This is a genomic window from Limnohabitans sp. DCL3, from assembly GCF_048019295.1.
Classification (GTDB): domain Bacteria; phylum Pseudomonadota; class Gammaproteobacteria; order Burkholderiales; family Burkholderiaceae_C; genus Limnohabitans_A.
In genome coordinates, this window is record NZ_CP171842.1 from 397,753 (window position 1) to 411,262 (window position 13,510).

General features: G+C 62.2%; 12 protein-coding genes. 11 read left to right on the forward strand and 1 reads right to left on the reverse strand.

Annotated elements, in window-relative coordinates:
- Nucleotides 1-18: 18 nt before the first annotated feature.
- From ACHEXK_RS01815 to ACHEXK_RS01865, 11 genes are read left to right on the forward strand one after another with little or no spacing between them, the layout of a single operon-like run.
- Nucleotides 19-1,011 carry a tripartite tricarboxylate transporter substrate binding protein gene (locus ACHEXK_RS01815; protein ID WP_416547546.1) on the forward strand — a complete coding sequence of 331 codons (993 nt, stop codon included), beginning with the start codon at nucleotides 19-21 and terminating at the stop codon, nucleotides 1,009-1,011.
- Nucleotides 1,008-2,288 carry a 3-isopropylmalate dehydratase large subunit gene (locus tag ACHEXK_RS01820; protein ID WP_416547547.1) on the forward strand — a complete coding sequence of 427 codons (1,281 nt, stop codon included), beginning with the start codon at nucleotides 1,008-1,010 and terminating at the stop codon, nucleotides 2,286-2,288. Before ACHEXK_RS01815 ends, ACHEXK_RS01820 begins: the two co-directional genes overlap by 4 nt.
- The gene (locus ACHEXK_RS01825) at nucleotides 2,285-2,788 is read left to right on the forward strand and encodes a 3-isopropylmalate dehydratase (protein ID WP_416547548.1); all 504 of its coding nucleotides are present in this window, start codon (nucleotides 2,285-2,287) and stop codon (nucleotides 2,786-2,788) included. The genes ACHEXK_RS01820 and ACHEXK_RS01825 overlap by 4 nt, the downstream gene beginning before the upstream one ends.
- A complete protein-coding gene (locus ACHEXK_RS01830; RefSeq protein WP_416547549.1) occupies nucleotides 2,785-4,458 on the forward strand; it encodes a hydantoinase B/oxoprolinase family protein in 1,674 nt (557 codons plus the stop codon). The genes ACHEXK_RS01825 and ACHEXK_RS01830 overlap by 4 nt, the downstream gene beginning before the upstream one ends.
- Nucleotides 4,455-6,527 (forward strand): hydantoinase/oxoprolinase family protein, encoded by a 2,073-nt coding sequence (locus ACHEXK_RS01835; protein ID WP_416547550.1) that lies wholly within the window; start codon nucleotides 4,455-4,457, stop codon nucleotides 6,525-6,527. Before ACHEXK_RS01830 ends, ACHEXK_RS01835 begins: the two co-directional genes overlap by 4 nt.
- On the forward strand, nucleotides 6,524-7,126 hold the full coding sequence (locus ACHEXK_RS01840; RefSeq protein WP_416547551.1) for a cysteine hydrolase family protein: 603 nt from the start codon (nucleotides 6,524-6,526) through the stop codon (nucleotides 7,124-7,126). The genes ACHEXK_RS01835 and ACHEXK_RS01840 overlap by 4 nt, the downstream gene beginning before the upstream one ends.
- Before the next feature lie 4 nt (nucleotides 7,127-7,130).
- Nucleotides 7,131-8,534 (forward strand): FAD-dependent oxidoreductase, encoded by a 1,404-nt coding sequence (locus tag ACHEXK_RS01845; RefSeq protein ID WP_416547552.1) that lies wholly within the window; start codon nucleotides 7,131-7,133, stop codon nucleotides 8,532-8,534.
- Nucleotides 8,531-9,412: an isocitrate lyase/PEP mutase family protein gene (locus ACHEXK_RS01850; protein WP_416547553.1), complete on the forward strand. Its 882-nt coding sequence runs from the start codon at nucleotides 8,531-8,533 to the stop codon at nucleotides 9,410-9,412. The genes ACHEXK_RS01845 and ACHEXK_RS01850 overlap by 4 nt, the downstream gene beginning before the upstream one ends.
- Entirely contained in the window at nucleotides 9,409-10,482 is a 1,074-nt protein-coding gene (locus ACHEXK_RS01855; RefSeq protein WP_416547554.1) for an amidohydrolase family protein, read from the forward strand. Before ACHEXK_RS01850 ends, ACHEXK_RS01855 begins: the two co-directional genes overlap by 4 nt.
- Nucleotides 10,483-10,523: 41 nt before the next feature.
- A complete protein-coding gene (locus tag ACHEXK_RS01860) occupies nucleotides 10,524-11,504 on the forward strand; it encodes a Bug family tripartite tricarboxylate transporter substrate binding protein (protein ID WP_416547555.1) in 981 nt (326 codons plus the stop codon).
- A gap of 21 nt (nucleotides 11,505-11,525) precedes the next feature.
- On the forward strand, nucleotides 11,526-12,785 hold the full coding sequence (locus tag ACHEXK_RS01865) for a flavin-dependent oxidoreductase (RefSeq protein WP_416547556.1): 1,260 nt from the start codon (nucleotides 11,526-11,528) through the stop codon (nucleotides 12,783-12,785).
- A 12-nt stretch (nucleotides 12,786-12,797) separates the two neighbouring features.
- Here the strand turns inward: ACHEXK_RS01865 and ACHEXK_RS01870 are convergent, their stop codons facing one another.
- A complete protein-coding gene (locus ACHEXK_RS01870) occupies nucleotides 12,798-13,505 on the reverse strand; it encodes a hypothetical protein (protein ID WP_416547557.1) in 708 nt (235 codons plus the stop codon).
- Nucleotides 13,506-13,510: the final 5 nt, after the last annotated feature.

A 13,510-nucleotide genomic window follows, 5' to 3' on the forward strand; every position in this document is an offset into this window, starting at 1 on the left:
GACATGGAGGACAGCCACATGACAACCACAAACCCATCGCACCGCTCTTGGGCAACACGCCGCGCTCTGCTTTGGAGTACCGCTTGGGCCTGTGCGGCCAGCTCCGGCTGGGTCCAAGCCCAAACCCCGCCGCCCATCAAAATTTTGGTGGGAGCCCCCGCAGGCGGCACCACCGACACCATGGCCCGCACGCTGGCCACGGTGCTGGGCTCGCAGCTGGGCCGCACGGTGGTGGTCGAGAACAAACCTGGTGCGGGCGGCAACCTGGCGGCTGACGCCGTGGCCAAGGCCGCGCCCGATGGCAACACCCTGCTGATGAGCTTCACCAGCCACGCCATCAATGCCTCGCTCTACCCCAGTTTGCCCTTCGACCCGGTGAAAGATTTCACACCCTTGACCATGGTGTCCACTTCGCCATCAATTCTGGTGGCCCACCCCAAGGTGTCCGCCAACAACGCGGCCGAGTTGGTCAAGCTGGCGAAAGCCAAGCCGGGCCAGTTGAACTTTGCCATTGGAGCGTTGGGCTCGTCTTTGCACATGGCGGGTGACGCGTTCAAGATGCAGGCGGGTGTGTTCATTGTCAACATCCCTTACCGTGGCACGGCCCCGGCGGTGCAAGACGTGCTGGCCGGTCAGGTGGACTTGATGTTCGCGGCGGTCGGCAATGTGCAGTCGCACCTCAAGGCGGGCAAGCTCAAGGCGCTGGGCGTGACCAGCGCCAAGCGACTGGCGGCTTTTCCGGATGTGCCCGCAATTGCTGAAAGCCTGCCAGGCTACGAATCCAGTGCCTGGTTTGGCTTGTTTGGTCCAGGTCGCATGAACCCCGATGTGGCCAAAAAATTGGCCGATGCAGCCCGCGCTGCCGTGCAGTCGCCCGAGGTGAAGCGGCGCATCGAAAACGAAGGCGCTACGCCTGTGGGCAACAGTCCTGAAGAATTCGCCCGGTTTGTTGATAGCGAGATCGTGCGTTGGCGCAAAGTGGTGCAGTACGCAGGAGCGAAACCAGAATGAGCGCTGCTGTGTCGCAAACCCTGGCCCAAAAACTCATTGCCCGCGCGGCAGGCCGCAGCCATGTGGCGGTGGGTGAGGTGGTCACCTGCAACGTGGACCTGGCCATGTTCCACGACTCGTCCGGGCCCAGGCGTTTGAAGCCCATGCTCGACGAGTTGGGGGCGCAGATCTGGGACAAAAACAAAGTGGTGCTGGTGCTCGACCACTACGTGCCCGCACAAGACGCGGATGCGCAGCAGATCGTGCAGATTGCACGCGACACGGCCAAGCAATGGAATCTGCCCCATGTGATCGACAGCGAAGGCATTTGCCATGTGGTGCTGCCCGAGCGGGGTCACTTGAAGCCCGGCATGTTTTGTGTGGGCGGCGACTCGCATTCGCCCACGGGGGGGGCTTTTGGTTGCTACATGTTTGGCATCGGTGCCACCGAAATGCTGGGTGTGTGTGTGACTGGCCAAATCTGGGTGCAGGTCCCGCGCACCTTGCGCATGCACTGGGCCGGCCGCTTGCAACATGGCGTGTCGGCCAAGGACATGATGCTGCACATGGTGGGGCGCTTTGGCATGAACGGTGGGCAATACCAGGCGGTGGAGTTTGCCGGGTCGGCGGTGCAGGCCTTGTCCATGGCCGAGCGCATGACCTTGTCCAATATGAGCGCAGAGATGGGAGCGCAGGTCGGCTTGATCGCGGCCGACGAGACCACCTTGAGTCATCTGCGGGGTATCGGTGTGGCACCGGCGCATTTGGCCGGGGCCGAGCAATGGTTCACCGACGAAGACGCCGACTGCGAGCAGCAGGACTTTGACGCCAGCACCCTCAGCCCCCAAGTGGCCGCGCCGCACAGCCCGGCCAACACACGGGATGTGGCCGAGTTTGCCGATGTGTCGCCCAGCATTGCCTACATCGGCGCCTGCACCGGCGCCAAGCTCGAAGACCTGCGTGCTGCCGCTTCGGTGCTCAAAGGCCAGCGTGTCGCCGCAGGCGTGCAACTCATGGTGGCACCCGCCAGCGCCCGTGAACAGGCGCAGGCGACTGCAGAAGGCGTGATGCAAACCTTGCTCGATGCCGGCGCCACGGTGCTGCCCAACAGTTGCGGCGCGTGTGCGGGCTATGGGGCCACTTTCCCGGAAGGCGCCACGGTGATCTCGACCACCGCTCGAAATTTCAAAGGCCGCATGGGTCCGGCCAGTGTGAATGTCTATTTGGCCTCGCCTTTCACCGTGGCCGCGTCTGCGCTGCGCGGACGCATCAGCGATGCTCGCGAGGTGCTGGCATGAGCCAACGTGCATTTGAAAACGCTCGCGTGTGGCGACTCGGTGCCGACGTGGACACCGACGCGTTGGCCCCCGGTGCCTACATGAAGCATGGGCTGGAAGTGATCGGCTGGCATTGCCTGGAGGCCGTGCGCAGCGACTTTGCATCGGGCGTGCGTGAGGGCGATGTGATTGTCGCCGGGGCCAACTTTGGCATTGGCTCGTCGCGCGAACAGGCCGCAGGTGTGCTCAAGCACTTGGGCCTGGCGGCGGTGATTGCACCGTCTTACAGCGGCCTGTATTTCCGCAACGCCTTCAATCTGGGTCTCTTGCTTTTGACCTGCCCCGACGCCGCCAAGATCGAAGAGGGTGAGCGCGTGGGGGTGCTGTTTGAAGGCGATACCCCGTTGGTGATGCGCGCCAATGGCCAGCGTTTGGTCTGCGCCCCCATCCCCGAATTTTTGATGGACATGGTCGATGCCGGTGGCTTGTTGCCCCTGCTCAAACAAAGAAAGCCTGCATGAACCCGATAGAACCTGTGATGGATCCAGTCACTTTGGCCGTGCTGCGTGGCCGCTTGGAGCAAATTGCCGACGAGATGGATGCGACGCTCTACCGCAGTGCCTTCAACCCCATCATTGCTGAGGCGCACGACGCCTGCCACGGCCTGTACGACGCGCAAACGGGCGACACCCTGATCCAAGGCAAGTCCGGTCTGCCCGTGTTTGTGGGGGCCATGGCTTTTGCCGTGCGCGCGGCCATGCGTGTGGCGGCTGAACGCGGCGGCATGCAGCCGGGCGACGTGTGGCTGTTCAACGACCCGTACGAAGGCGGCACACACGCCAACGACTTCAAGCTGGTCAAGCCTTGCTTTCGCGACGGACAGCTGTATTGCTTTTTGGCCTCGGCCGCGCACTGGCACGACGTGGGCGGTGCGGTGCCCGGCAACTACAACCCAGCGGCCACCGAGTGCTGGCAAGAAGCGGTGCAGATCCCGCCGGTGCGCATCTTGCGCGGTGGTGTGCTCGACGACGATGTGCTGGCCATCTTGCGCGCCAACACCCGCTTGCCCGACAGCCTGTGGGGTGATTTGAACGGCCAGTTGGCCGCACTCGAATTGGGCGCACGCCGCCTGGATGGCTTGCTGGATGAATATGGCGATGCCAAAGTGGCGCAGGCCTTGGTGGAGCTGCGCACCCGCGCTGTGCGCTTGATGCGCTCGCACATTGGCAGCTTGCCCGATGGCCGCTACAGCTTTGAAGACGTGCTGGACAACGACGGCGTGAAAGACGAGCTGCTCACCATTGCGCTCGACATGACGGTGGCTGGCGATCGGCTGACGCTGGATTTTTCCCGCACCTCGGCGCAATGCGCCGGTCCGGTGAACATCTCACGCGCCACAGCGGTCGCCGCTTGTTATGTGGCTTTGAAGCATGTGTTCCCCGATGTGCCCGCCAACGCGGGTGTGCTGGATGCGGTGGACTTTGTGATTCCCGACGGTTTGGTCATCAGCGCTTATCGTCCACGTCCGGTCGGCGGTTACACCGAAACCATTTTGCGCATGATCGACGTGATCTTCAGCGCCACGGCCTTGGCCGATCCGCAGCGGGCCGTGGCCCATGCTTACGGCACCATCAACGCCCTGTCGATCGCCGGACACCGCACCGACGACAAGCGCAAGGGTCAGCGCTGGGTGATGTTCAGCTTCTTTGGCGGCGGGCACGGCGGCCATTCGGATGGCGATGGTTTGTCACACGGCAATGCGCCGATCTCTACCGCCACCATCCCGCCCATGGAAATTTTGGAAGCGGCCTACCCGGTGCGCTTCACCCAGTGGGCCTTGCGCCCCGGCTCGGGCGGCGATGGCCAGCACCGGGGCGGTCTGGGCGCAATTTACGAAATTGAATTGCTCGAAGACAGCGCCGAGGCCTTCATCTTTGGCGAGCGCGGCAAGTCGGCACCCAAGGGCATTCACGGCGGCCAGCCTGCGCTGCCCAATGTGTTCGAGTACTGCCAAAACGGCGAGTGGAAGACCCCACCCATGGTGTCCAAAATGCTGGGCATTCACCTGAAAAAAGGCGACCGCGTGCGCCTGCAAACCCCGGGTGGCGGCGGCTGGGGCGCACCCGCTGAGCGCTCGGCGCCAGACCGTGCCAAAGACAGCGCACTGGGTTACACCAAGGAACAAGCATGAGCGATCAGTCAGTGAATCAGCCCCATTGGGTGGTCGGCGTGGACGTGGGCGGTACGTTTACCGACCTGTTTGTGCTGGACGAAAAAACCGGCCAGGCCCGCATTGTCAAAGTGCCCTCGACCCGGGGCGAAGAGGCCCGGGGTTTCATGAACGGCATCGCCCAGGTCACCGGCAACTCCGGTGCCGAGGGGGCCAAAGACATCGCCACCATCGTGCATGGCACCACCGTGGGCACCAACGCCTTGCTGGAACGCAAGATCGCCCGCACCGGCATCATCACCACACGGGGTTTTCGCGATGTGCTGGAGATGCGCCGCCGCGACCGCCCGCAAACCTGGGGCCTGCGCGGCAGCTACACCCCGGTGGTGCCCCGCGCTTGGCGCTTGGAGGTGGACGAGCGTGTGCTGGCCGATGGCCAGTTGCACACGCCTGTGGATCTGGACCAGGTGCGCGAACAAGCCCGTGCTTTGCTGGCCGAGGGCTGTGAGGCGGTGTGTGTGTTCTTTGTGCATGCCTATGCCAATCCCGGTAACGAACAAGCCGCTGTGGCGGCCGTGCGCGAGATCTGGCCCAACAGCTATGTGACGGCGGCCAGCGAAGTGTTGCCCGAGATCCGTGAGTTTGAGCGCTGCTCCACCGCGACCCTGAACGCCGCTTTGCAGCCCGTGGTGGGCAGCTATTTGCAGCGCCTCGATGGTGATTTGCGAGCGCAAGGTTTTGGCGGTGAGTTGTTGATCGTGCAAAGCAATGGCGGCGTCATGTCGCGCCAGACCGCTTGCGATGTGCCGGTGCGCACCGCGCTGTCTGGGCCTGCGGCGGGCGTGATGGCCTGCGCCGAAATTGCACGGGCTTCGGGTTTTGAGAACGTCATCACCGGCGACATCGGCGGCACCTCGTTTGACGTGTCTTTGGTGGCGGGGGGCGAAGCGGCATTGGCCGCGCAAACGTCCATCGAATTTGGTCTGGTGGTGCGCTCGCCCATGATCCAAATCGAGACCATCGGGGCCGGTGGCGGCTCGATCGCCTCGGTCGATGCGGGCGGCATGCTGCAAGTCGGCCCCGAGTCGGCCGGCAGCATTCCCGGCCCGGCCTGTTACGGACGCGGCAACACCCGCCCCACCGTGACCGATGCCAATGTGCTGCTGGGCCGCATCGCGGCCGATCGGCCTTTGGGTGGCGGCTTGCTGCAAAAGTTGGATTCGGGCTTGTCTGAACAAGCCATTGCCCAGCACGTGGCCGAGCCTTTGGGTTTGACGGCGCTGGCGGCAGCCGAAGCGATTTTGACGGTGGCCAATGCCCGCATGGCCGGCGCGATCCGCGTGGTCTCGATCGAGCGCGGCCACGATCCGCGCCAGTTCGCTTACATGCCCTTTGGCGGCGGCGGGGGGTTGCATGTGTGCGCCATGATGCGCGAGGTGGGGGTGACCACCGGCATCGTGCCGCGTTACCCGGGCGTGACGTCTGCATTGGGTTGCGTGATGGCCGACATGCGCCACGATGCGGTGCAAACCCTGAACGTTGCTCTGGCCGATGTGGCTTGGCCTGCTTTGTTGCAGCGCGTGGATGCGCTGGCCGAAGCCTGCCAGGTGCGCCTCGATTCCGCCGGTGTGAACTTTGTGCGGGTGGACGAAGTCATCAGCTTTGACATGCTCTACATGGGCCAGACCCATACCCTGCAAGTGCCCCTCAAGCGTCAAGCTTTGAATGCGGCCGGATTGCTGGCGGCGTTTGAAACCGCTTACCAACACGCCTTTGGCCGTGTGCTGCAAGGCCCGGTGATCCGCGTGATGAATCTGCGTTATGCCCGCATTGGGCGTCGTCCCAAGTTCGATTTGGCGGTCCTCGCCCCGCAAGGCGAAGGCCGCACCACCCCGATGGGCGAGCAACAGGTTTACCACCAAGGCCAGTGGTGGACTGCGCAGCGCTATGAGCGCTTGAGCCTGCCCGTGGGCACCGTGGTGCAAGGCCCTGCGATTTTGGAGCAGCCTGACACCACGGTGTGGCTGGAGCCGGGCTTTGAAGGTCGGGTCGACAAATTGGGCAACTTGTTGGTGGAGCGCACCGCATGAACTTGAAGAACGCCAAACTGGGCATGGTCATCGTGGACCTGCAAAACGATTTTCTGGCGCCCGACGGCGCTTATGCCCGAGGCAACACCTTGAGCGCCGAGGCCGTGAAGTTGCCCGAGCGCATGGCCCCGGTGGCACGGGCCATCAAAGCCCATGGCGGCCTGATCACGGCCAGTTTGTTCACGCTCTGGCCGAATGCGCAGGGCGAGCCCATGATTTCGGCGCACCTCAAAGAGCGGCGTCCATTTTTGCGCCAAGGCGACTTTGCACCGGGCAGCCGGGGCCAGGCCAATGTGGACCTGCTTGCACCGCTGGTCGATGTGTCGGTGTTCAAGGTGGCGTATTCGGCCTTCTTCAACACGCAGCTCGATTGGGTGCTCAAAAAATCGGGCATCGACACCTTGGTGGTGTGCGGCATCGTGACCAACGGCGGCGTGGCCAGCACGGTGCGTGATGCGCATGTGCGCGACTACCACACCATGGTGTTGTCGGACGGTTGCGCCGCCTTCAGCGAAACCGCGCACCAGGCGGCGCTGGCCGATATGGCTTCGGTGAGCGATGTGATGGACAGTGCCACGTTTTTGAAACAACTGGGCTGACAGCATGAACACGCCGCTGCCGCAAGTTCGCCAAGCTGCTGATTTGCAAGCCGAGGACCACACACCGGTGGTCATCGTGGGTGCAGGCGCTTGCGGCCTCACAGCCGCGCTGGCCTTGCACCGTTTGGGCGTGGAGTGTGTGGTGCTGGAGCGCGATGCCTTTGCAGCGGGCTCCACCGCCTTGTCTTCGGGCTTCGTGCCTGCGCCCTGTACGCAAGCTCAGCAGGCACAAGGCATCAGCGACAGTGTTGAAACGTTTGCTGCGGACATCCAAGCCAAGGCCCACGGACAGGCCGCGCCGCATTTGGTGCAAGCTTATGCCCAGCACATCGGCCCTGCGATGGACGCGCTGGCCCAACACCACGGCCTGCCCTGGCAGGTGCTGGACAAATTTTTGTACCCCGGCCACAGCGCCCACCGCATGCACGCCGTGCCCGAAAAAACGGGCGCGGGTTTGATGAGCCGCCTGCAAGCGGCGGCCGATGCCGCAGGTGTGGTCGTGCTCACGCAGGCGCAAGTGACCGAGTTGTGGGCCGATGAAGCGCAATGCATCCACGGTGTGGGTTTTGTCCGGCCCGACGGCCAGACCGAGCGCATCCGATGTGATGCGGTGATCTTGGCCTGCAACGGTTTTGGTGGCGCTGCGGCCATGGTCCAAGCGCTGCTGCCCGAGATGGCCCAAGCCACCTACGCGGGCCATGTGGGCAACGACGGCAGCGCGATCGTCTGGGGCCAACAACTGGGCGCACGCCTGGCCGACTTGGGTGCGTACCAAGGCCACGGCTCCTGGGCCGTGCCGCAAGGCGCTTTGATCTCGTGGGCGCTCATGATGGAAGGCGGTGTGCAGATCAATGCCCAAGGCCAGCGCTTTCACGACGAAACCCAGGGCTACTCCGAGGCGGCGGTGCATGTGCTGGCGCAGCCGGGTGGTGTGGCCTGGAATGTGTTCGACGATGCGTTGCTGGCCTTCGCGCAAGACTTTCCGGACTTTGTGGCGGCGCAAGGCGCGGGCGCGGTGCAGCACGCGGGCGATGCGGCAGCACTGGCCCAACTCATCGGCTGCCGGCCAGACGCTTTGCAAGCCACCTTGAACGCGGTGCACCCTGGCACCGACCCGCTCACAGGCCGCAGCTTCCATCGCGCCTTGCAAGCCCCGTTCCATGCCATCAAGGTCACCGGTGCCTTGTTCCACACCCAAGGGGGTTTGGACATCGATGCACACACCCGCGTGCTGCGCCAGGACGGCACGCCCTTGCCCAACCTGCTGGCCGCAGGCGGCGCTGCACGGGGCGTGTCGGGGCAAGCGGTGTGGGGCTATTTGTCAGGCAACGGTTTGCTCAGTGCCATCGCGGGTGGGCACATTGCGGCCCACACCGTGCAACAACTTATGAAAGATTCGGCCCCATGAACCAGCCGCACAATTTGGCACAGCGCCTGCAACAACCCCAGGCCCTGCTGGCCCCCGGTGTCTACGATGCGCTCACCGCGCTGGTCGCTCAGCAGGCAGGCTTTGAGGCCTTGTATTTATCGGGCGCCTCCATCGCTTACACCCGCTTGGGCCGATCTGACATCGGTCTGACCACCGCCACCGAAGTGGCGCAGACCCTGGCGCACATCACCGACCGGGTGAGTATTCCCGTGATCGTGGACGCCGACACCGGCTTTGGCAACGCGCTCAACACCCAGCGCACGGTGCGCGACTTCGAGCGGGCCGGGGCCGCCATGATCCAAATCGAAGACCAGACCTTTCCCAAACGCTGTGGTCATCTGGATGGCAAGGGCGTGGTGCCGGTGGCCGAAATGCAGGGCAAGCTGCGCGCCGCTTTGGATGCACGGCACGACAAGAACACCTTGATCCTGGCCCGCACCGACGCGGTGGCCGTGGAGGGTTTGGACGCCGCGCTGGAGCGGGCTGAGCGTTTCCTTGAATGCGGGGTGGATGCGATCTTCATTGAAGCGCTCCGGTCTGATGAACAAATGAACCGCGCTTGTGCCCAGTTTGCCCAGCGGGTGCCGCTCTTGGCCAACATGGTCGAAGGCGGCAAGACGCCTGTGCAAAGCGCGGCCGAGCTGGGCGAGCGGGGTTTCAAGATCGTGATCTTTCCGGGGGGCACGGCGCGGGCGGTGTTGCACACGCTGCAGGGCTATTACGCCAGTTTGCATGCGAGACAGACGACCCGCCCTTGGCAAGACAGAATGCTTGACTTTGATGGGCTCAACGCCGTCATTGAGACCCCTCAGTTGCTGGCACTGGGTCAGCGGTACGAACAAGGAGCGAAATCATGAGCCATACCCCCTTGACGCTGCCCGTGCGGCCCTACCGGCGCATTGCCACCGAAGAGGCTTTTTCGCCGCCCGAGATGCTGGAGATCTACAAAAGAATCTTGGCCAAGGACGATGTGGATGTGGGCTTCAAGCACTTGATGGGTTTTTACATGAGCAGTCCCAGTGAGCGGGCGCAGCACATCATGCGTTGTCTGGTGGATCTGGATGAGCTGCGACTGCAACACATGGATGCAGCGGGCGTGGATGTGCAGGTGATCGGTTTGACTTCACCAGGCGTGCAGATCATGGACAAGGAGACGGCGGTCGCTTTTGCGCCGCAAGCCAATGATGTTTTGGCCGACGCGATGCGCCGCCACCCCGATCGCTTGGTCGGCATGATTGCCGTGGCTCCGCAAGACCCCGCTGCTGCGGCGAAAGAAATCCAGCGCGGCGTGAACCAACTGGGCATGCACGCGGTGGTGATCAACTCCCACACGCAGGGTGAGTACCTGTCCGACACCAAATTTTGGCCGATTTTTGAAGCGGCCGAAGCGATGGACACACCGATATACCTGCACCCCAACGCCATGCCCGCCAGCATGATTCAACACTTCATTGAGGCAGGCCTCGATGGTGCAATTTATGGCTTTGGCGTAGAGACCGGGTTGCACGCATTGCGGCTCATCACCTCTGGGGTGTTCGACCGCTTTCCCAAGCTACAGATCATTTTGGGTCACATGGGAGAGGCTTTGCCGTTTTGGGCCTATCGGCTCGATTACATGCACGCAGCGACCGTGCGCTCCAAGCGCTACCCCAGTGTGCAACCGACCCAGCGCAAACCCAGTGATTACCTGCGCGAAAATTTCCACATCACCAACAGCGGTGTGGCCTGGGGCGCTGCGCTCAAGTTCACGCAAGACTTCATGGGGCCTGACCGCGTTTTGTACGCCATGGACTACCCCTACCAATATGTGCCAGAAGAAGTGGCCATGCTGGAGAACTTGGATATGGCACCCCAAGTGCGCAAGGCGTTCTTTCAGGACAACGCAGAGCGTTTGTTCAAAATCCCTCCAGCACAAGCGTCAGTCTGAACATTCACCACCCCCCAAAAAACCACACAGGAGACCTCTTCATGATCACGATTCGCCGCCGACAACTGATGGCCGTCACGGCCGCCTTCATGACCTGTGTGGGTGCAGGGGCCTTGGCACAAAGCGCTTACCCCACTCAGACCATCAAGATCATCGTGCCTTTCACGCCCGGGACCGGCATGGACACCATCGCTCGGGTGGTGGCCCCCCGTCTGAGTGAACGCCTCGGGCAAGCCGTGGTGGTGCAAAACCAGCCTGGTGCCAGCGGCAACATTGGGGCTGAAGCCGTGGCCAAATCAGCGCCAGATGGGTACACCGTTTTGATGGGGGCCAACACCATGTTGATGGCCTCACAAATGTACAAAAGTGTCAGCTTCGATCCCCTCAAAGATTTTGCGCCTGTCTCCATGGCCGCCTATGGCTCCCTCATGTTGGTGGCCCACCCCAAGACGGGCATCAAGTCCGTGCCTGAATTGGTGAAACAAGCGCAAGCTCGCCCTGGTTCGATCAGTTTTGGCTCTCCAGGCGTGGGTACACCCCACCACATGGCCATGGAGTTGTTCAAACTGGAATCGAGCACGTTCATGCTGCATGTGCCTTACCGCGGCTCTGCTGGGTATACCCAGGATCTGTTGGGGGGTGAACTCAATGTGGGCTTTTTGCCCGTCCACATCGCGCAAGGTTTTGTGAAAAATGGTCGCCTCAATGCCTTGGCGGTGGGCAGTCCCAAACGGCACCCCGTGGCACCGGATGTCCCCACGTTCGATGAAGTCGGTGTCAAGCGCGTCGATGTCGACCTCTGGTACGCATTTTTTGTTCCCACCAAAACACCCAGTGCCGTGGTTTCACGCTTGAACACCGAGATGGCCGCGATCTTGCGCCAAAACGATGTGAAAGACATTTTGGGCAAAGCGGGTATGGATGCCGCGCCTTCCAGCCCAACCGAGCTGGCAGCCATCAGTGCCAAAGACTACCCTCGGTGGGGGACCGTGATCCGCAGCAAGCAAATTTCGGCCGATTGAGCTGAGCACAGGATTCGAGCAATGAACCATACAGCAAGCGGCATCGCCATTGTGGGCGGGGGCGTGGGTGGCCTGGCGTTGGCACTGCACTTGCATGCCAGAGGCGTGACGTGTGATGTCTTCGAAGCGGTGGCCGAAATCCGTGAACTGGGGGTGGGGATCACCTTGTTGCCTCACGCCATGCGCGAGTTGGCCGCTCTTGGCTTGCAGCCCGCATTGGAAGCGGCCGGCATTGAAAATTATGAGAGTGCATTTTTCAATCGGCATGGCCAATTCATCTACAGCGAACTGCGTGGCCGGCACGCGGGTTACACGGTGCCAGAAGTGGGTATCCACCGTGGCAAGTTGCACAAAATTTTGTGGGACGCAGCGGTCCAGCGATTGGGCGCTGAGCGCATCCATACCGGGCACCGATTCGCAGGCCTGACGCAGAGCGATGGCCATGTGGTGCTTCAATTCACTGACCCACAGGGTCAGCTTCTGCCCGAAGTTCGTGCCCAGGTGGTGATCGCATCCGATGGGGTCAACTCGGCGGTGCGTCGCTTGTTTTATCCGGATGAGCAGGTGGTCTTCACGGGCATCAACACCTGGCGTGGCGTGACCTATTTCGAGCCGATTTTGACGGGCAAGACCTACATGCGGATCGGCTCGATTGAGACCGGCAAGATGGTCATCTACCCCATCGCCGACGCTGTCGATGCACAGGGTCGGCAACTGGTCAATTGGATGGCGGAGATTCGCATGGAAGGCGTGTCGCAAAACGATTGGAATCGCCAAGGCCGGGTGGAAGATGTTCTGCCTTTGTTCAAAGACTGGACATTTGATTGGCTCAATGTCCCCAAGTTGATTGCCCAAGCCGAATCCATTTTGGAATACCCGATGGTGGACAAAGACCCCATTCCTCAGTGGACGTTTGGCCGCGTCACCCTGCTGGGGGATGCGGCGCACCCGATGTACCCGCGCGGCTCCAACGGTTCGGCGCAGGCGCTGGTGGATGCACGCACTTTGGCCGATGAATTGGCCCACATCCCTTCCGGGGGCGATCGGATGCCGGCATTGCATCGTTACGAAACCGTGCGCAGACCATTGACCACGAAAGTCGTGTTGACCAATCGCAGCTCGCCGCCGGATTTCATCAACATCAAAGTGGACGAGTTAACGCAGGGCAAACCGTTTCGCCATATTGACGACGTGATCAGCCAAGCCGAGCTGCGCCAGATCTCTGAAGACTACAAAAAAATTGCCGGGTTTTCTTTGGATGCCATGGCCGCCCCAGGTTGAAAGCTCAGGCGTTCAGTGCTTGGCGGGGCACCAACCCATTTCAAGCCAGTGCGCATAACCGGGCTTGAAGTCCCACGCCGTGTGCTGCACGCGCGTGCCCGCGGGCAAGACCTGTTCGGTCAAGTGGTCCAGGCAAGGGCTGATGGCCCCCATGCGGTACAGCCAGGCTTGGGCCTGAGGGCTGTCCATCGCTGTGGGGGCCAGGCCTTGTTGAGGTGGTGGCAAGGCCCCGCTGGGTGAACAACGGCCTGACATGCGGTCATGCACACTGCCCCAGGCCACCGTGCCCATCTGTTGCTTGACTTGCGCCAACTGACGCTCAACGCTGGGCACGTCTTGCCCCGTGAAGCGCAGTTGCCCCAACACATTGTCAAACCAAAAAAAAGCGTTCGGCAAACTTTGTGTGCAGCGGCTCAAAGCGGCCAAGCCATCGCCTGTATGCAGGTGCAAAGCGGTGCCCTGTTGTTGCAAGGCCCGCCCGTGACGCCAGCGGAACAAAGGCCCAGCCAACGGGTCGATGTCCCACACATGGACGGCCTTGAATTGGCGCAACCATGCGTCAGACAGCATCCAACCCGCGCTCGCACCGATCAACACCAATTGCTCGCGCGGCATACTTTGGGCGATCAGCCAGTCTTCAATCTGGGCGGCCGCCGTGGCCCAGCGTTTTTGAGAACGCCAGGCGCGCCAATGCCAGTGCCAACCGCCCGTCAGGTTCATCGGGT